The 25,557-nt window shown below is 73.8% G+C and carries 20 protein-coding genes; 16 read left to right on the forward strand and 4 right to left on the reverse strand.

Annotation, left to right across the window (positions count from 1 at the left end):
• The first annotated feature begins 71 nt into the window (after positions 1-71).
• From ACFY61_RS17960 to ACFY61_RS17970, 3 genes are read left to right on the forward strand one after another with little or no spacing between them, the layout of a single operon-like run.
• Entirely contained in the window at positions 72-1,664 is a 1,593-nt protein-coding gene (locus ACFY61_RS17960; RefSeq protein WP_389473026.1) for a flavin-containing monooxygenase, read from the forward strand.
• Positions 1,661-2,578: an alpha/beta fold hydrolase gene (locus tag ACFY61_RS17965; protein WP_389473029.1), complete on the forward strand. Its 918-nt coding sequence runs from the start codon at positions 1,661-1,663 to the stop codon at positions 2,576-2,578. Before ACFY61_RS17960 ends, ACFY61_RS17965 begins: the two co-directional genes overlap by 4 nt.
• A complete protein-coding gene (locus tag ACFY61_RS17970) occupies positions 2,575-3,468 on the forward strand; it encodes an SDR family oxidoreductase (protein WP_389473031.1) in 894 nt (297 codons plus the stop codon). The genes ACFY61_RS17965 and ACFY61_RS17970 overlap by 4 nt, the downstream gene beginning before the upstream one ends.
• A 135-nt stretch (positions 3,469-3,603) precedes the next feature.
• On the opposite strand, the gene ACFY61_RS17975 is transcribed toward ACFY61_RS17970, so the two are convergent.
• The gene (locus ACFY61_RS17975; protein WP_389473033.1) at positions 3,604-6,924 is read right to left on the reverse strand and encodes a S41 family peptidase; all 3,321 of its coding nucleotides are present in this window, start codon (positions 6,922-6,924) and stop codon (positions 3,604-3,606) included.
• Between the two features lie 218 nt (positions 6,925-7,142).
• Here ACFY61_RS17975 and ACFY61_RS17980 point away from each other — a divergent pair, with 218 nt between their 5' ends.
• On the forward strand, positions 7,143-7,712 hold the full coding sequence (locus ACFY61_RS17980; protein WP_389473035.1) for a TetR/AcrR family transcriptional regulator: 570 nt from the start codon (positions 7,143-7,145) through the stop codon (positions 7,710-7,712).
• 140 nt (positions 7,713-7,852) lie between these two features.
• On the forward strand, positions 7,853-10,093 hold the full coding sequence (locus ACFY61_RS17985) for an MMPL family transporter (RefSeq protein WP_389473038.1): 2,241 nt from the start codon (positions 7,853-7,855) through the stop codon (positions 10,091-10,093).
• Between the two features lie 94 nt (positions 10,094-10,187).
• Here ACFY61_RS17985 and ACFY61_RS17990 read toward each other — a convergent pair whose 3' ends face one another.
• Positions 10,188-10,553 carry an SsgA family sporulation/cell division regulator gene (locus ACFY61_RS17990; protein WP_389473040.1) on the reverse strand — a complete coding sequence of 122 codons (366 nt, stop codon included), beginning with the start codon at positions 10,551-10,553 and terminating at the stop codon, positions 10,188-10,190.
• Positions 10,554-10,742: 189 nt separating this feature from the next.
• On the opposite strand from ACFY61_RS17990, the gene ACFY61_RS17995 reads away from it, so the two are divergent.
• Genes ACFY61_RS17995 through ACFY61_RS18010 form a run of 4 tightly spaced genes read left to right on the forward strand, consistent with a single transcriptional unit; the run spans position 10,743 to position 14,619 of the window.
• Complete coding sequence (locus ACFY61_RS17995) at positions 10,743-11,831, forward strand: energy-coupling factor ABC transporter permease (RefSeq protein WP_389473043.1); 1,089 nt, start codon at positions 10,743-10,745, stop codon at positions 11,829-11,831.
• A gap of 1 nt (position 11,832) precedes the next feature.
• A complete protein-coding gene (cbiQ, locus tag ACFY61_RS18000; protein ID WP_389473045.1) occupies positions 11,833-12,594 on the forward strand; it encodes a cobalt ECF transporter T component CbiQ in 762 nt (253 codons plus the stop codon).
• Complete coding sequence (locus ACFY61_RS18005) at positions 12,582-13,397, forward strand: energy-coupling factor ABC transporter ATP-binding protein (protein ID WP_389473048.1); 816 nt, start codon at positions 12,582-12,584, stop codon at positions 13,395-13,397. Before cbiQ ends, ACFY61_RS18005 begins: the two co-directional genes overlap by 13 nt.
• Positions 13,398-13,452: 55 nt before the next feature.
• Positions 13,453-14,619, forward strand: coding sequence for a serine hydrolase domain-containing protein (locus ACFY61_RS18010; protein ID WP_389473243.1), 1,167 nt, complete (start codon positions 13,453-13,455; stop codon positions 14,617-14,619).
• A 278-nt stretch (positions 14,620-14,897) separates the two neighbouring features.
• On the opposite strand, the gene ACFY61_RS18015 is transcribed toward ACFY61_RS18010, so the two are convergent.
• Positions 14,898-16,526 (reverse strand): penicillin-binding transpeptidase domain-containing protein, encoded by a 1,629-nt coding sequence (locus tag ACFY61_RS18015; RefSeq protein WP_389473050.1) that lies wholly within the window; start codon positions 16,524-16,526, stop codon positions 14,898-14,900.
• Between the two features lie 120 nt (positions 16,527-16,646).
• On the opposite strand from ACFY61_RS18015, the gene ACFY61_RS18020 reads away from it, so the two are divergent.
• Positions 16,647-17,660 (forward strand): hypothetical protein, encoded by a 1,014-nt coding sequence (locus ACFY61_RS18020; RefSeq protein ID WP_389473052.1) that lies wholly within the window; start codon positions 16,647-16,649, stop codon positions 17,658-17,660.
• 62 nt (positions 17,661-17,722) lie between these two features.
• Here the strand turns inward: ACFY61_RS18020 and ACFY61_RS18025 are convergent, their stop codons facing one another.
• The gene (locus ACFY61_RS18025) at positions 17,723-19,321 is read right to left on the reverse strand and encodes a dolichyl-phosphate-mannose--protein mannosyltransferase (protein WP_389473244.1); all 1,599 of its coding nucleotides are present in this window, start codon (positions 19,319-19,321) and stop codon (positions 17,723-17,725) included.
• Positions 19,322-19,494: 173 nt separating this feature from the next.
• On the opposite strand from ACFY61_RS18025, the gene rsmI reads away from it, so the two are divergent.
• The 6 genes from rsmI (at position 19,495) to ACFY61_RS18055 (ending at position 25,544) form a co-directional block, all read left to right on the forward strand.
• A complete protein-coding gene (rsmI, locus tag ACFY61_RS18030) occupies positions 19,495-20,373 on the forward strand; it encodes a 16S rRNA (cytidine(1402)-2'-O)-methyltransferase (protein WP_389473055.1) in 879 nt (292 codons plus the stop codon).
• 161 nt (positions 20,374-20,534) lie between these two features.
• Positions 20,535-21,068, forward strand: coding sequence for a hypothetical protein (locus tag ACFY61_RS18035; protein WP_389473057.1), 534 nt, complete (start codon positions 20,535-20,537; stop codon positions 21,066-21,068).
• A gap of 10 nt (positions 21,069-21,078) precedes the next feature.
• Positions 21,079-21,948, forward strand: a complete 870-nt coding sequence (locus ACFY61_RS18040) for a TatD family hydrolase (protein WP_389473060.1) — start codon at positions 21,079-21,081, stop codon at positions 21,946-21,948.
• A 115-nt stretch (positions 21,949-22,063) separates the two neighbouring features.
• Complete coding sequence (locus ACFY61_RS18045) at positions 22,064-23,740, forward strand: ubiquitin-like domain-containing protein (RefSeq protein ID WP_389473063.1); 1,677 nt, start codon at positions 22,064-22,066, stop codon at positions 23,738-23,740.
• The gene (rsmA, locus tag ACFY61_RS18050; RefSeq protein ID WP_389473064.1) at positions 23,737-24,639 is read left to right on the forward strand and encodes a 16S rRNA (adenine(1518)-N(6)/adenine(1519)-N(6))-dimethyltransferase RsmA; all 903 of its coding nucleotides are present in this window, start codon (positions 23,737-23,739) and stop codon (positions 24,637-24,639) included. The genes ACFY61_RS18045 and rsmA overlap by 4 nt, the downstream gene beginning before the upstream one ends.
• The gene (locus tag ACFY61_RS18055) at positions 24,636-25,544 is read left to right on the forward strand and encodes a 4-(cytidine 5'-diphospho)-2-C-methyl-D-erythritol kinase (protein ID WP_389473065.1); all 909 of its coding nucleotides are present in this window, start codon (positions 24,636-24,638) and stop codon (positions 25,542-25,544) included. The genes rsmA and ACFY61_RS18055 overlap by 4 nt, the downstream gene beginning before the upstream one ends.
• The last annotated feature ends 13 nt before the right edge of the window (positions 25,545-25,557 follow it).

Genomic DNA, 25,557 nt, shown 5'->3' on the forward strand with positions numbered 1-25,557 from the left:
GGGAAGCCCTACTCTCCCAATCGTGCCAGTGATTGCTGGCAGGGTCTGTGGGTCTGTGAAGGGCGGCGAGCGTGGGCGAGCATGTGCGCGTGGCGGTGGTCGGGTCCGGATTCGGCGGGCTGGGGGCGGCGGTCCGGCTGCGCCGGGAGGGCATCACCGACTTCGTGGTGCTGGAGCGGTCGGACTCGGTGGGCGGCACCTGGCGGGACAACAGCTATCCCGGCTGCGCCTGCGACGTCCCCTCCCACCTGTACTCCTTCTCCTTCGCGCCCAACCCGGACTGGCCCCGGACCTTCTCCGGGCAGCCGCACATCCGCGCCTACCTGGAGCACGTCGCCGACACCTTCGGGCTGCGGCCGCACATCCGGCTGAACCACGAGGTCCTCACGATGCGCTGGGACACCGACGAGCTGCGGTGGCGGATCGAGACCTCGGGCGGCGAACTCACCGCCGACGTGGTGGTCTCCGCCACCGGCCCGCTCTCCGACCCGAAGACGCCCGAGGTGCCCGGCCTGGACTCCTTCCCCGGCAAGGTGTTCCACTCCGCCCGCTGGGACCACGACTACGACCTGCGGGGCAAGCGGGTCGCGATGATCGGGACCGGCGCCTCGGCCATCCAGATCGTGCCCGCCATCGCGCCGCAGGTGGAGCGGCTGACCCTGTTCCAGCGCACCCCGCCGTGGGTGCTGCCGCGCACCGACCGGGCGATCAGCACGGTGGAACGCTGGTTGCACCGGCAGCTGCCGTTCACCCGCGCCGCCCGGCGCGGACTGCTCTGGGGCATCCGGGAACTCCAGGTCAGCGCGTTCACCAAGCACCCGAACCGGCTCGGCCTGATCGAGTCCATGGCCAAGGCCAACATGGCCCGGTCCATCAAGGACCCGGCCCTGCGGCAACGGCTGACACCCGACTACCGGATCGGCTGCAAGCGGATCCTGCTGTCCAGCGAGTACTACCCGGCGCTGGCCCGGCCCGACGTGGACCTGGTGGCGAGCGGGCTGAAGGAGATCCGCGGCTCGGTGCTGGTGGCGGCCGACGGCACGGAGGCGGAGGTCGACGCGATCGTCTTCGGCACCGGCTTCCACGTCACCGACATGCCGATCGCCGACCGGGTGGTCGGCGCGGAGGGACGGACCCTCGCCGAGGAGTGGAAGGACGGCATGCAGTCGCTGCGCGGGGCGACCGCGGCGGGCTTCCCGAACTGGATGACGATCATCGGCCCGAACACCGGACTCGGGAACAGCTCGATGATCCTCATGATCGAGTCCCAGCTGAACTACATGGCGGACTACCTGCGCCAGCTGAACGTCCTGCGGGACGGCGGACGGGGCGGGCGGGTGGCCCTCGCGGTGCGGCCCTCCGCGGTGCACGCCTGGAACCGGCGGGTGCAGGACCGGATGAAGCGGACCGTGTGGAACACCGGCGGCTGCACCAGCTGGTACCTGGACGCGGCCGGCCGCAACACGACCGTCTGGCCCGGCACCACGGGCGAGTTCCGGCGCGAGACCCGCACGGTGGACCTGGCCGAGTACGAGGTGCTGCGGGTCCGGGACGGGGACCGGGACGGGACGCGGGACCGGGACCGGGACCGGGACCGGGAGCCCGTTCCGTCCGTGGTCCCGCGGGCCGGGTCCGCCGGCGCCGCGGGGGAGGACGCCGCGTGAGCCGCCTGACGCACGTCACCAGCGGCCCGTACGCGCCGCCCGCCGCCCGGCGGGAACTCGTCGCCACCTCCGCCGACGGGGCCCGGCTGCACGTCGAGGTGCACGGCGAGGAGGACGCCCCGCCCGTGGTCCTCGCCCACGGCTGGACCTGTTCCACCGCCTTCTGGGCCGCCCAGATCCGCGAACTCTGCCGCGACCACCGGGTCATCGCCTACGACCAGCGCGGCCACGGCCGCAGCCCCGCGGGCGGCCTCTACAGCACCGACTCGCTCGCCGACGACCTCGTCGCGGTCCTCGCCGCCACCCTCGGCGAGGGCGAACGGGCCGTGGTCGCCGGGCACTCCATGGGCGGCATGACCGTCATGGCCGCGGCCGGCCGGCCCGGCTTCGACAGCCGGGTCTCGGCCGCCCTGCTGTGCAGCACCGGCGCCGCCCGGCTGGTCGAGGAGGCGCGGGTGGTGCCGCTGGGCCCGGGCCGCGCCCGGACCCGTATCACCCGGGCCGTACTCGGTTCGCGCGCGCCGCTCGGACCGGTCACGCCGCTCGCCAGGAAGGTGCTCAAGTACGCCACCATGGCCCCCGGTTCGGCCCCCGACAAGGTGGAGGCCTGCGCCCGCGTCGTCCACGCCTGCCCGGCCCCGGTCCGGCACGCCTGGTCGCAGGTGCTGGCAGGCCTGGACCTGGAGCGGCAGCTGGCCCGGCTCACCCTGCCGACGGCCGTCCTCTGTGGCACCGCCGACCGCCTGACGCCCATCACGCACGCCCGGCGGCTGGCCGCCGCACTGCCCCGCTGCACCGGCCTGACCGAACTCACCGGGACGGGGCACATGACGCCGATCGAGGCGCCCGAAGCCGTCAGCAGCGCCATACGCACCCTCGTCAGCCCCGTCGACGCCAAGGAGAAGGCCTCGTGAGCAGTGGTCGCAGCAGTCTCGAAGGACAGGTCGCCGTCGTCACCGGCGCGGCGCGCGGCGTCGGCGAACTCCTGGCGCGCAAGCTGTCCGCGCGCGGCGCCAGGATCGCCCTGGTCGGGCTGGAGCCGGAAGCCCTCAAGGAGGTCTCCGAGCGGCTCCACACCGACAGCGACCACTGGTACGCCGACGTCACCGACCACGAGGCCATGGTCCGGGTCGCGCAGGAGGTCAAACAGCGCTTCGGCAAGGTGGACATCGTGATCGCCAACGCCGGGGTCGCGGGCGGCGGGCCGTTCGTGGACTCCGACCCGGACACCTGGCGGCGGGTCGTCGAGGTCAACCTGATCGGCGGCGCGGTCACCGCGCGGGCGTTCCTGCCGGTGCTGGCGGAGAGCCGCGGCTACTTCCTGCAGATCGCCTCGCTGGCGGCGATCACCCCGGCGCCGATGATGACGGCGTACTGCGCGTCCAAGGCGGGCGTCGAGGCCTTCGCGCACTGCCTGCGGGCGGAGGTGGGCCACAAGGGGGTGAAGGTGGGCGTCGGCTACCTGTCCTGGACCGACACCGACATGGTGCGGGGTGCCGACGAGGACGACGTCATGCGGGAGATGCGGCAGCGGCTGCCCTGGCCGGCGAACCGGACGTACCCGCTGGGGCCGGCCGTCGACCGGATCGTCGCCGGCATCGAACGCCGCTCGGCGCACGTGTACGCGCAGTGGTGGCTGCGGGGGATGCAGTCGGTGCGGGGGTACCTGCCGGCGGTGATCGCGTTCGGGGGGCAGCGGGAGATGCGGCGGTTCGAGCCGCGGCTGGTGGGGGGTGGGAAGCGGGGGCTCGTCGGCGCGGGCGGCGCCGCCGACGAACACGCCCGCTCCCGCCCCACCCCCTGACCCACCGCGCCCGGGGCCCGGCCCGGCCCCGGCGGGGGCGAGGCCCGGCGGTGCCCCGGCCGCGGGCCGTGGGTGGCTGGTCGCGCAGTTCCCCGCGCCCCTGGGGGTGTGTGCCGGTCGGCGGGCGCGGGTGGGTCAGGGGCGTGGGGGGAGTTTGGGGCGGCGGCGGTCGGGGGCGTCGGCGTAGCCCGGGGGGACCGCCGCGGGGTTGCGGTCCAGGAGCTCCAGCGCCAGGTGCACCGCGTCGTCGAGCTGCGCGTGCCGCCCCTCCGCCCAGTCGAGCGGCGTCCGCAGGATCGCCAGGTCCGGCTCGACGCCGTGGTTCTCCACCGACCAGCCGTACTCCGGGAACCACGCCGCGTTCATCGGCACCGTGATCACCGTGCCGTCGCCCAGCGTGTGCCGGCCCGTCATGCCGACCACGCCGCCCCAGGTGCGCTGGCCCACCACCGGGCCCAGACCGAGCAGTTTGAACGCCGCGGTGATCATGTCGCCGTCGGAGGAGGTCGCCTCGTCGGCGAGCGCGACCACCGGGCCGCGGGGAGCGTTCGAGGCGTAGGACACCGGCTGCGCGTTCCGCGTCAGGTCCCAGCCGAGGATCTTCCGGCTCAGCTTCTCCACCACCAGCTCGCTGATGTGCCCGCCCGCGTTGCCGCGCACGTCCACGATCAGGGCCGGGCGGGACATCTCCATCCGCAGGTCCCGGTTGAACTGGGCCCAGCCGGAGCCGCCCATGTCGGGGATGTGCAGGTAGCCGCACTTGCCGCCGCTGAGGCGGCGCACCACCTCGCGGCGCTTGGCGACCCAGTCCTGGTAGCGCAGCGGCCGCTCGTCGATCAGGGGCACGATCGCCACGCGGCGCGCCCGGCCCCCCTCGCCTGCGTCGCCCCCGTCCCCGCTCCCGTTGCCGGCCGGGCGGAAGGTGAGTTCGACCGTGGTGCCGCCGGCGGCGGACAGCAGCGGGTACGGGCCGGCCACCGGGTCCACCGGCCGGCCGTCCACATGGGTCAGGACGGCCCCTTCGCGGATGCCCGTACCGGCCAGCGGCGAGCGGGCCTTGGAGTCGGAGGAGTCGCCGGGCAGGATCCGCTTGACCATCCACTCACCGTCCCGGCACACCAGGTTCGCGCCGAGCAGCCCGATGGCCCGTTGGTAGTGCGGCGGGCCCTCGTTGCGGCGGGCCGGCGCCACGTACGCGTGCGAGGTGCCCAGCTCGCCGAGGACCTCCCGCATCAGGTCGGCGAACTCGTCGGGCGAGGCCACCCGTTCCACCAGGGGCCGGTACTGGTCGAGCACCCCGTCCCAGTCGATGCCGCACATCTCCGGCTCCCAGAAGTACGCGCGGATGATCCGCCCGGCCTCCGCGTACGCCTGGCGCCACTCGGCCGCCGGGTCCACCTCGTGCAGGATGCGCCGCAGGTCCAGGTAGACGGTGGAGTCGCCGTCGCCGGACTCGGTGGCGGGCACCGCGCGCAGGTCCCCGTCGTCGTTGAGGACGAGCCGGGTGCCGTCCCCGCTGACGGCGAACCAGTCCAGGCCGGAGGCCAGTTCGGACTTGCGGGCCTTGGTGATGTCGAAGTGCTCCAGGGTCGGCTTGCCGGTGGTGTCGGCCGGGTTGGCGAAGGTCTCGCCGAGCGCGCCCGAGATGGGCCAGCGCAGCCACACCAGACCGCCGCCGCTGACCGGGTGCAGGGCCGAGTACTTCGAGGCCGTCACCGGGAACGGGGTGACCCGGCTCTCCAGGCCCTCCACCTCGACCGTCACCGTGCCGTCGCCGGAGTCCCCCTCGGCCGGGTCGAGTCCGCCCGCGGCCGGGCGGCCCTCCGCGGACAGGGCGAACGGCGAGGGGGTCGCCGAGGACAGCGGCACCAGGTACGGGCGGCAGCCCAGCGGGAAGGACAGGTCCCCGGTGTGCACGTCGTACACCGGGTCGAAGCCGCGCCAGGACAGGAAGGCGAGGTAGCGGCCGTCCCGGGTGAACACCGGGTTCTCGTCCTCGAAGCGGCCGTTGGTGACGTCCACGACCGTGCGCGCCCCGGGGCCGGAGATCCGCGCCATCTTGATCTGGCGCAGCGAACGCCCGATCCCCGGGTGCGACCAGGTCAGCCAGGCACCGTCCGGCGAGAAGGCCAGGTCGGCCACGGGCCCGTTGACGGACCGGATCAACTCCGTGACCTCGCCCCCGGACTCCTCGTCGGTGTCGAGCAGCAGCAGCCTCCCGTCGTGCGAGGCGATGGCCAGGCGCTCCCCGTCGGGGTCCGAGAGGAGTTCCAGTACGCGCCCCAGCCCGCCGGAGGCCAGCCGGCGCGGCTCCCGGTCGCCGGAGGCGCGCGGCAGGTAGCCGATCTCGATCGCGTCCTCGCCCTCGGCGTCCGTGACGTACGCGACCTGCCCGCTCGACCCGAGCATCTCGGGCAGCCGCACCCGGACGCCGGGGGTGTCGGCGATGGTCCGGGCAGGCCCGTCCCGGTGGGTGAGCCAGTACAGGCTGCCGCGCACCGTGACCGCGCTGGCCCGCCCGGTGGTGTCCACGGAGACGCTCTCGACGTGGCTGGCGGCGGGCACCTGGTAGGTGCGCCGGCCGGCGCGCGGGCCGCCGAGCCGGACCGGGAGCCGGCGCGGCGACGCGTCGGGGGCGAGCGAGTCGACCAGCCAGATGTCGCCCGCGCACTGGTAGACGACGCGGCGGCCGTCGCTGGCGGCGTGCCGGGCGTAGAACTCCTCGTGGTCGGTGTGCCGGCGCAGGTCGCCGCCGTCGGGCAGGCAGGAGTAGAGGTTGCCGATGCCCTCGTGGTCGGAGAGGAACGCGATCCGGCCGTCCACGAACATGGGCGCGTCGATGTGCCCGTCGAGTCCCTCCAGCAGCCGCTTGCCGTGGAGCCAGAGCCGGCCGGTGGCGCCGCCCCGGTAGCGCTTCCAGGCGGCCGGCTCGTGCGGGGGCTTGCCGGTCAGCAGCAGGGTGTGCCGGACGAGGGCCCCGTCCTCCCCGTCGGGCTCGTCGTGCACCGCGATGTGGGAGACCGGGCCCCAGGGCAGCCGGCCGCCGGGACTGCCGTCGGTGGGCAGGCTGTAGGCCCACGAGTAGTACGAGAAGGGCTGGCCGTGCGAGGAGACGGCCAGGATGTCGCTGCGGCCGTCCTTGTCGGGCGGGGTCCAGCCGCACACCCGGGTGTCGGTGGAGCCCCAGTAGCTGAGTCGGCGGGCCGGGCCGCCCTCCACCGGGACCAGGTGGATCTCGGGGTCGAGGCTGCGCCAGGTGGTGAAGGCGATGTGGCGGCCGTCCGGGGAGAAGCGGGGGTGGCCGACCCGGGTCCGGTCGACGGTGATCCGCCAGGCCCGGCCGGGATCGCCGCCCTCCGCGACGAGCGGGGCGACCCACAGGTCGTCCTCGGTCGCGAAGCACAGCAGGTCGTCGTGGAGGTGCGGGAACCGGAGGTACGCGACGTCGTGGCTCACCCCCCAATGCTTTCCGCGCGGAGGGGGCCCGGCAACTCGTACTGGTGCTCGTACGGTGAACCGGCGCGGGCAGGGGGCCCGGTTGGGGCCGGTCGGGGCCGGGCGGAGGGGTGACGGAGGACACGTCCAGGATCGAAACGAAACGGTTTCGTTTCGGTATTGCGACGGGTATCGTCTCCGGTGTACGAAACGGTTCCGCTCGTCGGGAGGTGGCAGAGATGGCAGGCCGCCTCACCCCCGAGCGGGAGGCCGAGCTCCACGGAGCGGTCCTCGACCTGCTCCGCGAGGTCGGCTACGAGGCGTTGACCATGGACGCGGTCGCCGCCCGTACCAGGTCCAGCAAGGCCACCCTCTACCGCCAGTGGGGGAGCAAGGCCGAGCTGGTGGCGAAAGCGCTGCGCTGCACCCAGCCGGTCTCCGTCGCGGAGATCGACACGGGCAGCATCCGCGGCGACTTCGCGGTGATGATCCAGGCGTCCGACGACGACCAGATGGCCAAGGACACGGCGCTCATCCGTGGCCTGGCCCACGCGGTCCACGAGAGCCCCGAGCTGCACCAGGCCCTGCGTGACCTGCTGGTCGACCCTGAGATCACCGGGCTCCAGGCGATGCTCCGGCGAGCCGTGGACCGGGGCGAGATCGCCCCGGACTGTCCGGCGCTGGCCTTCGTCCCGCACATGCTCATCGGGGCGTTCATCTCGCTCCCGCTGATCGAGGACAGGCCGGTCGACCGGTCCTTCCTCAAGGCATTCACCGACGCCGTGGTCTTCCCCGCCCTCGGCGTCTGAACGGCCGGAACGACAACCGAACACCGCGAAACACACGGCGACCCACCGTTTCCTGCTGCTCCTGACACGCCGCTCTCGTCGTCGGGTCGGCTCACCACTGCCCGATCCCATCCCACGACTCGAACGGGAGAACCACCGACGTGGCCACCTTCCTCTACCGGCTCGGAAGAGGCGCGTTCCGGCGCCGCTTCCTCGTCGCCCTCGCCTGGGTGGCGCTGTTCGTCGCCGCCGGCTTCGGCGCGGCGACGGCCTCCGCCCCCAGCGCCGGATCCTTCTCCATACCCGGCACGGAGGCCCAGAGGGCCTTCGACCTGCTGGAAGAACGCTTCCCCGAGATGAGCGCCGACGGCGCCACCGCCCGGATCGTGATCAAGGCCCCGGAGGGGGCCAAGGTCACCGACCCGGCCGTCAAGACCCAGGTCGAGAAGATCGTCTCGGACCTGAGGAACGGGCCCGGCAAGGACCAGATCGCCTCGGTCGCCGACCCCTACCAGGCACAGGCCGTCAGCAACGACGGCTCCGTCGCCTACATCAGCGCCAAGTACAAGGTCAGCGGCATGGAGCTGACCGACGACACCCGTGAGGCGCTCAAGGACGCGGGCTCCGCCGTCCAGGGTTCCGCGACCCAGGTCGAGATCGGCGGCGACGCCCTGATGGCCGCCCCCGAGACCGGTTCCAGCGAGGCCATCGGCATCGCCGTCGCCGCCGTCGTACTGGTGATCACCTTCGGTTCGCTCGTCGCGGCCGGCCTGCCGCTGCTGACCGCCCTGGTCGGCGTCGGCATCGGCGTCTCCTCGATCACCGCCCTGGCCAACGTCCTGGACCTCGGCAACACCACCGGCACCCTGGCGATGATGATCGGCCTCGCCGTCGGCATCGACTACGCCCTGTTCATCGTCTCCCGCTACCGCACCGAGCTGGCCGACGGCCGGGAGCGCGACGAGGCGGCCGGCCGGGCCGTCGGAACCGCCGGCTCCGCGGTGGTCTTCGCCGGCCTGACCGTGGTCATCGCCCTGGTCGGCCTCGCCGTGGTCAACATCCCGATGCTGACCAAGATGGGCGTCGCCGCCGCCGGCACCGTCGTCATCGCGGTCTTCGTCGCCCTGACCCTGGTCCCCGCCGCCCTCGGCATCTTCGGCCGCAAGGTGCTCCCCGCCGGCCAGCGCAGCAAGCTGCTCGGCGGCGGCCGCGCCAAGCCGGCCGGCCACGAGGACAAGCCCAACGCCGGCACCCGCTGGGCCCGGTTCGTGCTCCGCCGCCCCGTGATGGTCCTGCTCGCCGGTGTGATCGGCCTCGGCGCCGTCGCGATCCCGGTCGCCAAGCTGGAGATGGGCCTGCCGGACGACGGCGCCAAGGGCGTCGCCACCACCGAGCGCAAGGCGTACGACCTGCTCTCCGAGGGCTTCGGCCCCGGCTTCAACGGCCCGCTGATGGTGGTCGTCGACGGGGACAAGAAGCTCGCCGACGAGACCCATCGCAAGCTGGCCGGGCTGGACGGCATCGCCAAGGCGCCCGACGGCAACCCGATGGTGCTGCCGCCCCAGCCCAACAAGGCGGGCAACGCCTCGATCATCACCGTGATCCCCGCCGACCGGCCGTCCTCCGCCGGTACCGAGGAGCTGGTCCACGAGATCCGCGAGACCGCCGGGGCCGGTGGCAAGGTGATGGTCAGCGGCCAGACCGCGATCAACATCGACTTCTCGCAGAAGATGAACGACGCCCTGCTGCCCTACCTGGCGCTCGTCGTCGGCCTCGCCTTCCTGCTGCTGATGGTGGTCTTCCGTTCGGTCCTGGTCCCGCTCAAGGCCGCGCTCGGCTTCCTGCTCTCGGTGGTCGCCGCGCTCGGCGCGGTGGTCGCGGTGTACCAGTGGGGCTGGCTGGGCTCGCTGTTCGGGGTCTCCCAGCCCGGCCCGATCATGAGCATGATGCCGATCTTCATGGTGGGCGTCGTCTTCGGCCTGGCCATGGACTACGAGGTCTTCCTGGTCACCCGGATGCGCGAGGCGTACGTCCACGGCGAGCGGCCCGGCCAGGCCGTCGTGACCGGCTTCCAGTACAGCGCCCGGGTGGTCACCGCCGCCGCGGTGATCATGATCGCGGTGTTCGCGGGCTTCATCGGCATGGACGACCAGATGGTCAAGATGATCGGCTTCGGCCTCGCCATCGCCGTCCTCTTCGACGCCTTCGTGGTACGGATGGCGATCGTCCCGGCGGTCCTGGCGCTGCTCGGACACCGTGCCTGGTGGCTGCCGAAGTGGCTGGACCGGGCGCTGCCGAACGTGGACGTGGAGGGCGAGGGGCTGCGCAAGCACCTGGAGTCCGCCGAGGCGCCCGCCGGCAAGCAGGGCCCGGACGCGGACCGCGAGCTGGTCAACGCCTGACGCGGCCGGGCCCGCGGCGGCCCGTCCCGTCCGGTGCGTACCAAAGGAGGCCCGGCCCCCGGAATTCGCCAAAACCGGGGGCCGGGCCTTCGGCCTATCGGGTGAGGCCCGCGTACGTCCGGCGCAGGAAGCGGCGCAGGGCCGCGATGTCGAACTGCACCACCGCCACTCCCTCCGGGGAGTGGAACTCGACCACCGCCTGCACCCGGCCGCAGGGCCAGACGCGTACGTCCCCGCTGCCGGAGGGGGCCTGGAGCCCGGCTTCCAGCAGGGCGCGCGGGAAGACCCACTGGTTCTCGACCCCGTCCGGGGACAGGCCCGCGGGGAAGACGATCCGCACGGCGAGGGGCTCGGCGGGGTCGAACCGCAGGGCCACGGGGATGGCGCGGTAGAGGGGGTCGTCCGTGATCACTCGGGCGCGTACCCGCTCTTCGACGGCGGTGGTGGTGGTCGCAGACATCGGCCGACTCCTCGTATCTCGCGCCACAAAGCGGAACAAAGCAGTCCGTATTGCTCTCCAGCCTCGCACATTCCGACGAACCCGCGCGGGCGGTTTTGTGACCCGCCCGCTATTGCCAACGGTTTGCAACTGACGGGATCCTGGGACGGTTAAAGATTTTGTGAAGAGCTGCGAAGCGGAGTGCACTCCATGCATGTACCCGACGGATTCATCGACGCACCCGTCTCGGTGGCGGCCGGCGTGGCCGCCGCCGGCGCCGTGGCCGTCAGCCTGCGCGGTGCCCGCAGGGAACTCGACGAGCGGACGGCCCCGCTCGCCGGCCTCGTCGCCGCGTTCGTCTTCGCCGTCCAGATGCTCAACTTCCCCGTAGCCGCCGGCACCAGCGGCCACCTGCTGGGCGGCGCGCTGGCCGCGATGCTGGTGGGCCCCTGGACGGGCGTGCTCTGCATCTCCGTGGTCCTGCTGATGCAGGGCATCCTGTTCGCCGACGGCGGCCTCACCGCCCTCGGCGTCAACATCACGGTCATGGGCGTGGTCACCGTGATCACCGCGCACCTGGTCTTCCGCGGCCTGCTGGCCGTCCTGCCCAAGGTCCGCACCTCCGTCACCGTCGCCGCCTTCGCCGGCGCGCTGGTCTCCGTGCCGGCCTCCGCCGCCGCCTTCACCGCCCTCTACGCCGTCGGCGGCACCACGGACGTGCCCGTCGGCAAGGTGCTGACCGCCATGGTCGGCGTGCACCTGCTCATCGGCCTCGGCGAGGCCGCCATCACCGCCGCGACCGTCGGCGCCGTCCTCGCCGTCCGCCCGGACCTCGTCCACGGCGCCCGCGGCCTCCTCGCCCCGCTGAAGCTCCGCGTCGACGGCGAACTCGTCGACGCCCCGGCCGCCGCCCGGCCCGCCCCGGCGTCCACCGGCTCCACCCGCAAGGTGTGGGCCACCGGCCTGGTCACCGCCCTGGTCCTGGCCGGCTTCGTCTCCTTCTACGCCTCCGCCAGCCCCGACGGCCTGGAGAAGGTCGCCGCCGACCAGGGCATCGACGCCAAGGCCGACCAGTACGAGCACGCCACCGCCGATTCCCCGCTCGCCGACTACGGCGTGAAGGACGTCGACGACGAGCGGCTCTCCGTCGGCCTCGCCGGCGTCATCGGCGTCGGCGCGACCGTCGCCGTCGGCACCGGCATCTTCTGGGCGGCCCGCAGCCGGCGCCGCGCCGCCGACGCCGACGCCGACGGCACCGGCTCCGGCAACGGCGCGGCCACCGAAGCCACGGCGGTCTGACATGGGCGCGGGGCACACCCACAAGCTGTACGTGCACGGGCACTCGCCCGTGCACGCCCTGCCCCCGCACTGCAAGCTCGCGGCCGCCTTCGCCTTCGTCCTGGTCGTCGTCTCCACCCCGCGCGAGGCCATGTGGGCTTTCGGCGCCTACGCCGTCCTGCTCGCCGGGGTCGCCGCGGTGGCCCGCGTACCGGCCGGGCTGCTGCTGCGCCGACTGCTGATCGAGGTCCCGTTCGTCGCCTTCGCCGTCCTGATGCCCTTCGTCGCCGAAGGCGAACGGACCGAGTTCCTCGGCCTGTCCCTGTCCGTCTCCGGACTCTGGGGCGCCTGGAACGTCCTGGCCAAGGGCACCCTCGGCGTGGCCGCCTCCGTGCTGCTCGCCTCCACCACCGAACTGCGCGAGCTGCTGCTCGGCCTCCAGCGGCTGAAGCTCCCGCCGCTGCTCGTGCAGATCGCCTCCTTCATGATCCGCTACGGCGACGTGGTCACCGACGAGCTGCGCCGCATGTCCGTCGCCCGTCGCTCCCGCGGCTTCGAGGCGCGCGGCATCCGCCACTGGGGCGTGCTGGCCAAGACCGCCGGCGCCCTGTTCATCCGCTCGTACGAGCGCGGCGAACGGGTCTACCTGGCGATGGTCAGCCGCGGCTACGCCGGTGCCATGCCCGCGATCGACGAGGTGACGGCCGGCCGTGCCCAGTGGGCGTACGCGGCCGTGCTCCCCGTCTCGGCGCTGGCCGTCTGTCTGATGGGATGGATCTCGTGAACACCGCATCCGCGCCCAGGCCCGCATCCGCGCCCGAACCGGTCCCCTCGCTGGAGGTGTCCGGCCTGGCTTACGCCTACCCCGACGGCCACCAGGCCCTGTTCGGGGTGGACCTGACCGTCGGGGCCGGCGAGCGGGTCGCCCTGCTCGGGCCCAACGGCGCCGGCAAGACCACCCTCGTCCTGCACCTGAACGGGATCCTGGGCGGCGGCGTCGGAACGGTGAAGGTGGCCGGGCTGCCCGTGGAGAAGCGCAACTTCCCCGAGATCCGGCGCCGGGTCGGGATCGTCTTCCAGGACCCCGACGACCAGCTCTTCATGCCCACCGTCCGCGAGGACGTCGCGTTCGGCCCGGCCGCGGCCGGACTGCGCGGCGCCGAGCTGGAGGAGCGCGTGCGCACCGCGCTCGAACGGGTCGGCATGGCCGGCTACGCCGACCGGCCCCCGCACCACCTGTCCTTCGGGCAGCGGCGGCGGGTCGCGGTCGCGACCGTGCTGGCCATGGAGCCGGAGATCCTCGTCCTGGACGAACCCTCCTCCAACCTGGACCCCGCCTCGCGGCGGGAACTCGCCGACATCCTGCGCTCCCTGGACGTGACCGTGCTGATGGTCACCCACGACCTCCCGTACGCGCTGGAGCTCTGCCCCCGCTCGGTGGTGCTCAGCGGGGGCGTGATCGCGGCGGACGGCGACACCCGGGAACTGCTCTGCGACGAGGAGCTGATGCGCGCCCACCGGCTGGAGCTGCCCTTCGGCTTCGACCCGCGCACCCCGCTTCCGACGGCGCGGGGCGCGTTGCGGTGACATAACGAAGGCGCGAGCGCGGCATAGGCGCACATTCGTGGGTGTTGCACCGGCCGTGGACATCCAGGGTGTGGTGGCGGAGGGCTTCGAGCCCGTCAGGGACGCGTTCGCGCGGAACTTCGAGGTGCTGGGCGACCGGGGCGCGGCGGTCGCCGTGTACCGGGACGGGCGCAAGGTCGTGGACCTGTGGGCCGGCACCCGGGACGCGGACGGCGCCGGTGGCCCGGCCTGGTCCGAGGACACCGCGGTCGTGGTCCGCTCGGCCACCAAGGGCGTGGCCGCCGCCGTACCGCTGCTGCTGCACCAGCGGGGGCTGCTCGACCTGGCCGCGCCGGTCTCCGCGTACTGGCCCGAGTTCAAGGCGGGCGGCAAGGACCGGACCACGGTCCGGGACCTGCTCGCCCACCGGGCGGGCGTACCGGCCCTGGACCGGAACCTCACCCCGGCGGAGGCCGTCGACGGCACCACCGGGGCGCGGGAGACCGCCGCACAGCGGCCCTTCTGGGAGCCGGGCACCGCGCACGGCTACCACGCGCAGACCTACAGCTGGCTGCTGTCCGAGCTGGTCCTGCGGGTCACCGGGCGGTCGCTGGGCGCCTGGCTGGCCGAGGAGATAGCGGAGCCGCTGGGCGTGGACTTCTGGATCGGGCTGCCCGGGGCGGAGGCCCACCGGGTGGGCCGGGTGGCGCAGGTCGACCCTCCGGAGCGGGCGGGCGCACTGCGGACCCGGCCGCGAAGGAACGTTTCCGAGGCGTACGCGGACCCGGCTTCGCTGACCCGGCGGGCGTTCGCGGCGATCGACCCGCTGCCGGACGAGAACGCGCCGGAGTGGCGCGCGGCGGAACTGCCCGCGTCGGCCGGCATCGGCACGGCGCGCGGGCTGGCCCGCTTCTACGCGGCCACGGTGGGCGTGGTCGAGGACGGCGCGCGGATCTTCACGCCGGCGATGACGGCGCTGGCCGGCACGGAGGTCTCCGCCGGGCCGGACCGCGTCCTGGTGGTCAACACGCGCTTCGGTCCCGGGTACATGCTGCACGGGCCGGCGTCGCCGCTGCTCTCGCCGGCGTCCTTCGGGCATCCGGGGCGGGGCGGCTCCCTCGGCTTCGCGGACCCGTCGGCCGGGGTGGGCTTCGGGTACGTCACCAACGCGCTGGCGAAGTCGGTCACGGCGGACCCCCGCGCCCAGTCCCTGATCCAGGCGCTCCGCAAGTCCCTCACGTAGCTTCGGCCCGACCCGACCCGACCCGACCCGACCCGACCCGACCCGGCCCGGCCCGGCCCGACCCGACCCGGCCCGACGCGGCCCGGCCCGGCCCGGCGCGTCCGGCCGGCCCGCCGACGGGGCGCACGCGGCGGGCGGCCGGGTGGTCCGACGCGGGCCCCGGCGGCGGCCGAGCGGGCCGGTGGGCCGGGGCGGCGCAGGACGAGCGGGCCGATGGGCCGGGGCGGTGCAGGACGAGCGGGCCGATGGGCCGGGGCGGCCGTGGGCCGGGGGTGGGGTCAGCGGGCGCGGAGGATGGTGGCTACCAGGGGGCCCGCCGTGTCGCCGCCGTGCCCGCCGCCCTCCACCATCGCCGCCGCGGCCACGTCCCCGCTGTACCCCGTGAACCAGCTGTCCGGGCTCGCCGCGTCGTCGACCTCCGCCGAGCCGGTCTTCGCCCCCTTGTCCCCGCCGACCCCGGCCATGGCCCCCGCGGCCGTCCCGCTGGTCGCCGTCTGCCGCATCATCGCGACGAGCTGCCGCCGGACCTCCGGCTTCATCCGGCGTTCCGCCGTCGCCAGCGCCCGGCCGTCCAGCGAGGCCGGCACGATCACCGGCTGCCGGAAGACGCCCGTCTTCGCCGTCGCCGTGATCGACGCGATGTTCAGCGGGTTCATCTGGACCTCGCCCTGCCCGATGTACGCGGCCGCCGCCGCCGGGCCCGAGCTCTCCGGGACCGTGCCGTCCCGCGACGGGACGCCCGTCTTCCAGTCGTCCCGGCCGATGCCGAACACCTCGCGCGCCTCGCGCGGCAGCGCGCCGTTGTCGCCCACGTCGTCGATCTGGCCGATGAACGCCGTGTTGCAGGACTTCGCGAAGCTGGTCGCGAAGGTCGCGCCGTCCAGCTTGAAGCCCTTGAGGTTGCCGAAGGTCCGGCCGTCCCACGTCGCGGTCGCGTTGCAGGGCGCGACCCGGTCGGCCGCCACCAGGCCCTTGTCCAGCAGCATCTCCGCCGTGACGATCTTCATCGTGGAGCCGGGGGCGCGGGCGCCCTGCATGGCGGCGTTGAAGCCGTCCCGGCGGTTGTTGGCCACCGCCAGGATGTCGCCGGTGCTCGGCTGGACCGCGACCGCCGAGGACTCCGGGTACTTGGCCACCGCCTTCTCCGCCGCCGCCTGCACCACCGCGTCCAGCCGGGTCTGGATCCGCCCGGGCCGGCCCTCGGCCAGCGTCAGCAGGATCCGCTCGGGCGCGTCCGCCAGCGCCGGCTCGATCCACAGCGCCGTGCCGGGGCTGCCGCCCGCCTTCGCGCCGTACGCCTTGCGCAGCTGGTCCAGCACGGGCCGCAGCGACGGGTACGCGTCCGCCGAGAGCTCCTTGCCGTTGCGGTCCACCAGGGTGACCGGGGGCGCCTCGGGGGTGCCCGTACGCAGCTTCTCGCCCTTCTGCAGCTGCGGGTGCAGCACGGACGGCTGCCAGTCCACGAGCGCCTTGCCGGTGGTCGCCCCGCGCACCACGGTCAGCTTCGACTCGTACACGAGCGGGCGCGTACCGCCCTCGTAGCCGATCTCGGCCTCGACCTTGAACGGCACGGTCGCCCCGGCGGGGGCGCCGGGGGTGATCACCGCCTTGGTGACGTGCGCCTTCGTCCGGAACTCGGCCACGGCCGGCTGAGCCGACCCCGCGTCGTTCGTCAGGTCCGCCGCGGCGCGCTCGTCCCCCGCGGCCCAGGCGGCCAGGAACCCCTTCGCCGTACGCTCGACCTCCGCCGCCGTCGGCGGCCCGCTGCCGACCGCCGCGGCCTTCCCCTCCGTACCTCCGGCGCCGCCGGTCTCGGCCCCGATCAGCGAATAGACCCCGTACCCGGCGCCGCCCACCATCAGCAGGAACACCCCGCCGACCACGGCCCCCTTGCCCACCCCGTTCAAGACAGTCCCCTCCCCAGAAGACACAACTGTATGAACATGTTCAAATATCTGGGCCTTAGTGTCCAGTGCGACAGGTAGATCCCTGGCAAGTCGGCTGAACCTGGGGCTAGGTTCAACGGCATGACAAAGATCATCCTTGAGCCGGGGCTGACCACCACCAGGGAACAGATCGCCCAAACCTTCGGGGGCTCGAAGTACAGCGGTGGCATCGTTCCGGCCAAGGCATCAGGAATGGTCTTCGTGTTCTCGGACCCGGCCGCCGGAGCGAAGCACGGCTACACCTTCGACGGTCAGGCTGACGACGACGAGTACGGGACCCTGTACATGTACACCGGGGCCGGCGGTGAGGGCGACCAGGATCTCGTCCGGGGCAACAAGGTCCTCCACGACACCCTTCGCAACGGACGCGAGGTCCACTTGTTCGTTGCGGACGGAAGGGTCGCGGGCAGTGCCACCGTCCTCCAGAGGTACGTCGGGCAGGTGGTCGTGGACCCGATCCAGCCCTTCGTGGAACGCCGCGCCCCCGATCAGCAGGGGGAGCTGCGGCGCGTACTCGTCTTCCGGCTCAGAGCGGCGCAGGGGCAGAACCTGCTGCTCACGGAGAAGGACGCGATGCAGCCCGCCACGAAGACGACGGTCCTCGACATGGAGCCGGCGGCGAAGCTCGGCGTTCTCCCCGCCCAGGTGGGAGTCACGGAAAAGAACACCGAGCAGCACGTCACCGGTGAAACGACGGCGAACGTGGCCGGCGGCATCCGGCGAGTGATGCGACGTGAGGGCGTTCTCGTCAAGGCGTTCGAGGAGCACCTCGCCCAAGCCGGTCACTCGTTCAAGAGCTTCCAGATCACGGTGGCCGGCGAGCCCGGAGTGCTGACCCCGGACCTGTACGACCAGACCGACCACGTCCTCTACGAGGCCAAGGGGCAGGCGAGCCGCAACAACGTCCGCATGGCCATCGGCCAGCTCGCCGACTACCGCCGGCACATCCCCGGTGAGAACACCTTGCGCACGGCGGTCCTACTGCCGGACGAACCCACACCGGACGTGAAGGACCTGCTCGCTGCGAGGAACATCGCGCTCATCTACCAGACCGAGGACGGGTTCTCGGGTTTCCCTCTGCAGAGCAGCGGCTGACACCCACCGCCCGCGGCCCCCGGCGTCACCGACGCCCGGGGGCCGGGCCCGCGTCGTACCCGCTACACCCAGGTGTCCAGCCACATGCGGTTGCGCCAGGCGTCCATGGGGAGGGTCTGGCCCGTGTAGACCGGCCAGAAGTAGATGAAGTTCCAGACGATCAGCAGCACCAGCACGCCCGCCCCGATCGCGCCGATCGCGCGCCGGCGTTCGGTCGAGCCGGCCGGGCCCAGCAAGGCGCCCACCAGCATCGCCACCGCCAGGCAGAGGTACGGGACGAACACCACCGCGTAGAAGTAGAAGATGGTGCGCTCCTGGTAGTTGAACCAGGGGAGGTAGCCCGCGGCCACCGCGCAGGCGATGGCGCCCGCGCGCCAGTCGCGGCGGAAGGCCCACCGCCACAGGACGTACAGCAGGGCGAAGCAGGCCGTCCACCACAGCAGCGGGGTGCCGAGGGCGAGGACCTCCCGGGCGCACTTGGCGGTCTCGGTCGCGGGGCAGCCGTCGGTGCCGGGCGACGGCGACTCGTAGAAGTAGGAGACCGGACGGCCCAGGACCAGCCAGCTCCACGGGTTGGACTCGTAGGTGTGGTTGTCGTGCAGGTTCACATGGAAGCTGTAGACCTCGGTCTCGTAGTGCCACAGGCTGGTCAGCCAGTCCGGCAGCCACGGCACCCCGCCCTGCTTCGCCGACCAGTCCCGGAAGTAGCCGCCGTCGCCGTCGTCGGGGCTGAGGATCCAGCCCGTCCAGGACGCCACGTACACGCCGATCGCCACCGGCACGGTCGAGACGAAGGCCGGCAGCGCGTCCCGTCGCAGCATCGACGCGTACGGGGCGCCCGCCCCCGCCACCCGCCGGGCCGAGGCGTCCCACAGCACCGTCAGGATGCCGAAGAAGGCGAGGACCACCAGGCCGTTCCACTTGGTGCCGAACGCCAGGCCCAGGCTGACGCCCGCGACCAGCCGCCACGGCCGCCACCCCAGCCGCAGCGTCTCCGCGACCACCGCGTCCGGCCGGGCCCGGCCGTCTCCGTCAACCGGCAGCGCGGCGGCGAGCCGGGCCCGGGCCCGGTCACGGTCGATCAGCAGCGCCCCGAACGCGGCCAGCACGAAGAACATCAGCACCAGGTCCAGCAGTGCCGTGCGGCTCATCACCAGGTGCAGGCCGTCCACGGCCAGCAGGGCGCCCGCCAGGCAGCCGAGGAAGGTGGAGCGCAGCAGCCGGCGGCCGATCCGGCACAGCATGAGCACGGACAGCGTGCCGAGCACGGCCGTCATGAACCGCCAGCCGAACGGCTCGAACCCGAACATCCACTCGCCGAGGCCGATGACCCACTTGCCGACCGGCGGGTGCACCACGTAGCCAGGGTCCAGCGGAAGCGCGACCCCGTCCGGGTTGGCGATGACCGACTTGTCGATGTCCTTGGGCCAACTGGCCTCGTAGCCCTGCCTGATGGTGGCCCAGGCGTCCTTGGCGTAGTACGTCTCGTCGAATATCACCGCCTTCGGGCTGCCCAGGTGCCAGAACCGCAGCACGCCGGCGACCAGCGCGACCAGCAGCGGACCCGCCCAGGCCAGCAGCCGGTTCACGGCCGCCGTCCGCGCCGCCGGGACCCCCAGCGCCACCCACAGCTGCGCGGACGGCTCTGCGTACGGCGGCACCAGGCGCGCGCGTACGTCGGCCGGCCGGCGGGACGGGTCGGGCGCGGGAGGCTTGTGGAGCGTCGCGGTACTGGTCACCGGGTCATCGTAGGGAACGGATCCGTGGCGGCCGCTCCCATCCGCCGATCGGTTGCGGGACCGGTACGGGCGGCGCGGGCTGAGAGGATGTGGGGGTGACAGATACGCAGCCCGCCCACACCGGAGTCCTCGTCCTCGCCGGCACCCCGATCGGCGACCTCGCGGACGCCCCGCCGCGGCTCGCCGCCGAGCTGGAGAAGGCGGACGTGGTCGCGGCCGAGGACACCCGGCGGCTGCGCCGGCTCACCCAGGGCCTGGGCGTGCACACCACCGGCCGGGTCGTGTCGTACTTCGAGGGCAACGAGTCCGCCAGGACGCCCGAGCTCGTGGAGGCCCTCCAGGGCGGGGCCCGGGTGCTGCTGGTCACCGACGCCGGCATGCCGTCCGTGTCCGACCCCGGCTACCGGCTGGTCGCGGCCGCAGTGGAGCAGGGGATCCGGGTGACGGCCGTACCGGGCCCGTCCGCGGTGCTGACCGCGCTGGCCCTGTCCGGGCTGCCGGTGGACCGGTTCTGCTTCGAGGGGTTCCTGCCCCGCAAGGCCGGGGAGCGGCTCGGCCGGCTCCGCGAGGTCGCCGCCGAGCGCCGCACCCTCGTCTACTTCGAGGCCCCGCACCGGCTGGACGACACCCTGGCGGCGATGGCCGAGGTGTTCGGCGCGGACCGGCGGGCCGCGGTCTGCCGCGAACTGACCAAGACGTACGAGGAGGTCCGGCGCGGCGGGCTCGGCGAACTGGCCGCCTGGGCCGCCGAGGGCGTGCGCGGCGAGATCACGGTCGTGGTCGAGGGCGCCCCGGCCCAGGGCCCCGGTGAGTTGGACGCCTCGGAACTGGTGCGCCGGGTGCGGGTGCGCGAGGAGGCGGGCGAGCGGCGCAAGGAGGCCATCGCGGCCGTCGCGGCCGAGGCGGGCCTGCCCAAGCGTGACGTGTTCGACGCCGTGGTCGCGGCAAAGAACGCGGAACAAAAGGTGCCGTAAACGAGTAAAGGGCTAACCTGAAAGGCAAAGCCTAGGCCGCGCAGCGGGCGCTTTGGGAAGGATTCTCCCAAAGACGGTCCAACAGTCGACATGGCCTGATGCGCTCCCGCCCGCCGAGGCGTCCACTGGTGAGTGACCACCGGCGGACAGGAGGAGCAGGCATGAGTGAGATCGCAGACACCCCGGTGACCGGCCCCGCCCCGGCAGTTCCCAGGGTGCACGAGGCCTATTCCTTCGCCTGCATGCGCTGCGGCTACGGCTGGGAGCAGGGCTACGAGATCGAGCACCACACCGACGCCCACGGCCAGCCCTTCATCGTCTACACGGTCGCGGGCGAACGCGTCCCCTCACCGCTGTCCAACCCCACCTGCCTCAACTGCGGCGGCCACGTGGTCCGCATCATGCGGGAGGGCCAGGTGTCGTCCGTGCTCGGCACGCTCGACCGCCTGTACCACTACAGCCGCATCGCGCCGGGAATCGCGGGCCCCGTGCCCGCCACCGCGGCCGGCCACTCCGAGCACGAGCGGCGGGGCCGCCACCGGGCCGGGCGCACCGGCTCCGGCGAGCGGCTCACCGCAGGCGCCCCCGGCGCCGTACCGCACGACTCGCCGGGACCGGTCCGGGTGACGCCCGAGGACCGGGGCGAGGGCCGCGGCCTCCGTGCCCGCCTCAGGTCGTGGCTGGGCCGGTCATAAGATCGGCCGTATGAGCTCCAAGGACGAGATGCCGCCGCTGCCCGAACCGCTCCGGGTGGCGGTGGCCGATTCCCACACCCACCTCGACATGCAGCGCGGAACCGTCGAGGAGGGACTCGCCAGGGCCGCCTCGGTGGGCGTGACCACCGTCGTGCAGGTCGGCTGCGACGTGAAGGGCTCCCGGTGGGCGGCCGAGACCGCCGCCGCGTACGAGAGCGTCCACGCGGCGGTCGCCCTACACCCGAACGAGGCGCCCCGCATCGTCCTGGGGGATCCGGACGGCTGGTCGCGGCAGGGGGCCAGGCCCGGCGGCGGCGAGGCCGCCCTCGACGACGCCCTCGCCGAGATCGAGTCCCTGGCCGCGCTGCCGCACGTCAAGGCGGTCGGCGAGACCGGGCTCGACTACTTCCGCACCGGGCCCGACGGCATGGCCGCGCAGGAGCGTTCCTTCCGCGCGCACATCGAGATCGCCAAGCGGCAGGGCAAGGCCCTGGTCATCCACGACCGGGAGGCCCACGCCGACGTGCTGCGCATCCTGCGCGAGGAAGGCGCCCCCGAGCGCACCGTCTTCCACTGCTACTCGGGCGACGCGGACATGGCCCGCGAGTGCGCGGAAGCCGGCTACTACCTGTCCTTCGCCGGAACCGTCACCTTCAAGAACGCCCAGCCGCTGCGCGACGCCCTGGCCGTGACCCCGCTGGACCGGGTCCTGGTCGAGACGGACGCCCCGTACCTCACCCCGGCCCCGTACCGCGGCCGCCCCAACGCGCCCTACCTGATTCCCGTCACCGTCCGGGCGATGGCCGCGGTCCGCGGGATCGACGTGGACCACCTGTGCGAGGCCCTGGCCGCGAACACCGCACGCGCCTTCGACTACTAGGGCTCCGGCCGGGTCGCCGACACGCTGTGTGACCACACGGATTTACTCCGTGACCGCCGCTCCGCTAGTCTCCCCTGCCCGAACCAGCGGGGGCCGGACCAGTGGAGCGAGCGCCGTGAGCGATACCCAGCCGTACGCGGACGCGTACGCGGAGCCGGACGTGTACGGGGACCCCTACGGCGGCCCGGCGCCGGCGTACGCGGGCGCCGCCGTCGCCCCGTACCCGTACCCGTACCCGGAGGCGTACGCGTACCCCGAGCCGTTTCCCGATCCGCACCCCGACCCGTACCCAGTCGCGCAGCCCGGCGCGTACCCCGATCCCTACGGCGGTTCGGAGGCCGGCCGGTACGGCGGCGCGGGCCCGGACCCCGGCCCGGCCCGTCCCCGGGAGCCGTACCCGTACCCGAGCCCGTACCCGGACGGGGCCGCGGGCGGCCCGTACGCCCCCGATCCGTACGCCCCCGATCCTTACGGGCCGGCCGGCCCCCTCCCGGCGGACCCCCACGACGGCCCCGACCCCGCAGCCCCCGCCCCGACCCTCCCGGACCCCCACCTCCCGGACCAGGCCCCGCCGGACCCCACCGCCCCGGTCCCCGGCCCCCGTCCCGGCCGGCGCCGCAAGGCCCCCGCCCCGCCCGCCACCCCCGCACCCGCCCGGACCGGCGGCCGCCGCCGCGGCGCTCCGGCCGGCCGGCCCGCCGCGGACAGCTGGCGCCGCATCGTCCCGCAGGCCCTCGTCGTCGCCTTCCTCGCCGGCGGCACCTCCGCCTTCGTCGCCGCCGACAAGTCCGTCCGCCTCACCGTCGACGGGGTCCCCCGCACCCTCCACACCTTCGCCGACGACGTCGACGAACTGCTGCGCCGCGAGGGCGTAGGCATCGGCGCGCACGACCTCGTCGCCCCCGCCCCCGGCTCCGACCTCGACGACGGCGACGAGATCGTCGTCCGCTACGGCCGCCCGCTCCGGCTCACCCTCGACGGCGAACAACGCCAGGCCTGGACCACCGCCGTCACCGTCGAAGCCGCCCTGCGGCAGCTCGGCGTACGGGTGGAGGGCGCCTACCTGTCCGCGTCCCGCAGCGCGCCCGTCCCGCGCCGCGGCCTCGCCCTCAACGTGCGCACCGAGCGCAGCGTCACCTTCATGGCCGACGGCCGCGAGTCCACGATCCGCACCAACGCCGCCACCGTCCGCGAGGCCCTCGACCAGGCCGGCATCGTCCTCAGCGGCCAGGACACCACCTCCGTGCCGCCCGACTCCTTCCCGCGCGACGGCCAGACCGTCACCGTCCTGCGCATCACCGGCACCCGTGAGGTCCGCGAGGAGCAGATCCCGTACGCCACCAGGCGGGTCAAGGACCCCGGGCTGTTCGCCGGGACCGAGGTCGTGGAACGGGCCGGCCGTCCGGGCGCCCGCCGGGTCACCTTCGCCCTCCGGACGGTCAACGGGGTCCGGCAGAAGCCCCGCCGGATCGCCGAGGAGACCGTCCGCGAGCCCGTCGACGCCCTGATCAAGGTCGGCACCAAGCCGCTGCCCACCTCGGTGGCCGGGGCGGACGGGCTCGACTGGGGCGCCCTGGCCCAGTGCGAGTCCGGCGGGCGGCCCGGCGCCGTCGACCCGTCCGGCACCTACGGAGGCCTGTACCAGTTCGACGTACGGACCTGGCAGGGCCTCGGCGGCAGCGGACGCCCCCAGGACGCGAGCGGGGCGGAACAGACGTACCGGGCGAAGAAGCTCTACGTGCAGCGGGGGGCGAGTCCGTGGCCGCACTGCGGCCGTAGGCTTTACCGGTGAGCACCGCAGAGCAGCACGACAGCAGCGCCGGCAACGAGGCCCTCCTCGGGCCGGCCGACATCCGGGAACTGGCCGGGGCCCTCGGCGTCCGACCGACGAAGCAGAAGGGCCAGAACTTCGTCATCGACGCCAACACCGTCCGCCGGATCGTCCGCACCGCCGAGGTGCGTCCGGAGGACGTGGTCGTCGAGGTCGGCCCCGGACTGGGCTCGCTGACCCTCGCCCTGCTGGAGGCCGCCGACCGCGTCACCGCCGTGGAGATCGACGACGTCCTGGCCGCCGCGCTGCCCGCCACCATCGAGGCCCGGCTGCCGAAGAAGGCCGACCGGTTCGCCCTGGTGCACTCCGACGCGATGCTCGTCCAGGAGCTGCCCGGCCCGGCGCCGACCGCGCTGGTAGCCAACCTGCCGTACAACGTGGCCGTCCCGGTGCTGCTGCACATGCTCGACCGGTTCCCCACCATCGAGCGGACCCTGGTGATGGTGCAGGCCGAGGTCGCCGACCGGCTGGCCGCCAAGCCCGGCAACAAGGTGTACGGCGTGCCCTCGGTCAAGGCCAACTGGTACGCCGACGTCAAGCGGGCCGGCGCCATCGGCCGCAACGTGTTCTGGCCCGCGCCCAACGTGGACTCCGGGCTGGTCTCCCTGGTCCGCCGGGCCGAACCGGTGCGGACCACCGCCTCCAAGTCCGAGGTGTTCGCCGTGATCGACGCGGCCTTCGCGCAGCGCCGCAAGACCCTGCGGGCCGCGCTGGCCGGCTGGGCGGGCTCGGCGGCCGCCGCCGAAGCCGCGCTGGTCGGGGCGGGGATCTCCCCGCAGGCCCGCGGCGAGGCCCTCACCGTGGAGGAGTTCGCGGCCATCGCCGAGCACAAGCCCGCGGCCGAGAGGCCCGCGCTGTGAGCGCCGCCGCCGGCGTCACGGTACGCGTCCCCGCGAAGGTCAACGTCCAGCTGGCGGTGGGCGCCGCGCGGCCCGACGGGTTCCACGACCTGGCCAACGTCTTCCTCGCCGTCGGCCTGTACGACGAGGTCACGGCCACTCCGGCCGACGGGCTGCGGATCACCTGCGAGGGCCCGGACTCCGACCAGGTCCCGCTGGACCGCACCAACCTGGCCGCCCGGGCCGCCGCGCTCCTCGCCGCCCGGCACGGCCTGGAGCCCGCCGTCCACCTGCACATCGCCAAGCGGATCCCGGTCGCCGGCGGGATGGCGGGCGGCAGCGCCGACGGCGCCGGTGCCCTGCTGGCCTGCGACGCCCTGTGGGGGCTCGGCACGCCGCGGGAAGAGCTCCTCGCCATCTGCGCGGAGCTGGGCAGCGACGTCCCCTTCAGCCTGGTCGGCGAGGCGGCGCTGGGCACCGGGCGCGGTGAACTCCTCACGCCGGTCGCGGCGGGCCGCTTCCACTGGGTGTTCGCGGTCGCCGAGGGCGGACTGTCGACGCCGGCCGTGTTCCGCGAGTTCGACCGGCTGACCGCCGGGCAGGACGTCCCGGCGCCGGAGGCGTCCCCGGCCCTGCTCGCCGCGCTCGCGTCCGGCGACCCCGACGCGCTGGCCGGGGAGCTGTCGAACGGCCTCCAGGCGGCGGCCCTGTCCCTGCGCCCCGAACTGGCCGCCACGCTCGCCGCCGGCACGGAGGCGGGTGCGCTGGCCGCGCTGGTCTCCGGCTCCGGCCCGACGACGGCGTTCCTGGTCCGGGACGAGGAGTCCGCCCTCAAGGTCGCCGCGGCCCTGGAGGCGTCCGGCACCTGCCGCACCACCCGCACGGCCCCCTCCCCGGCCCCGGGAGCCACCGTCCTCCCGGCCTAGCAGGCCCGCCGGT

Source organism: Streptomyces sp. NPDC012888 (assembly GCF_042900645.1).
Lineage (GTDB): Bacteria > Actinomycetota > Actinomycetes > Streptomycetales > Streptomycetaceae > Streptomyces.

Excerpts from the sequence above, each read along its gene's own strand:
- ACFY61_RS17995 (WP_389473043.1), top strand. The coding sequence starts at position 10,743 with ATGCATGTACCCGACGGATTCATCGACGCACCCGTCTCGGTGGCGGCC.
- ACFY61_RS17990 (WP_389473040.1), bottom strand. The coding sequence starts at position 10,553 with ATGTCTGCGACCACCACCACCGCCGTCGAAGAGCGGGTACGCGCCCGA.
- ACFY61_RS18040 (WP_389473060.1), top strand. The coding sequence starts at position 21,079 with ATGAGCTCCAAGGACGAGATGCCGCCGCTGCCCGAACCGCTCCGGGTG.
- ACFY61_RS18005 (WP_389473048.1), top strand. The coding sequence starts at position 12,582 with ATGGATCTCGTGAACACCGCATCCGCGCCCAGGCCCGCATCCGCGCCC.
- ACFY61_RS18020 (WP_389473052.1), top strand. The coding sequence starts at position 16,647 with ATGACAAAGATCATCCTTGAGCCGGGGCTGACCACCACCAGGGAACAG.
- ACFY61_RS18035 (WP_389473057.1), top strand. The coding sequence starts at position 20,535 with ATGAGTGAGATCGCAGACACCCCGGTGACCGGCCCCGCCCCGGCAGTT.
- ACFY61_RS17980 (WP_389473035.1), top strand. The coding sequence starts at position 7,143 with ATGGCAGGCCGCCTCACCCCCGAGCGGGAGGCCGAGCTCCACGGAGCG.
- cbiQ (WP_389473045.1), top strand. The coding sequence starts at position 11,833 with ATGGGCGCGGGGCACACCCACAAGCTGTACGTGCACGGGCACTCGCCC.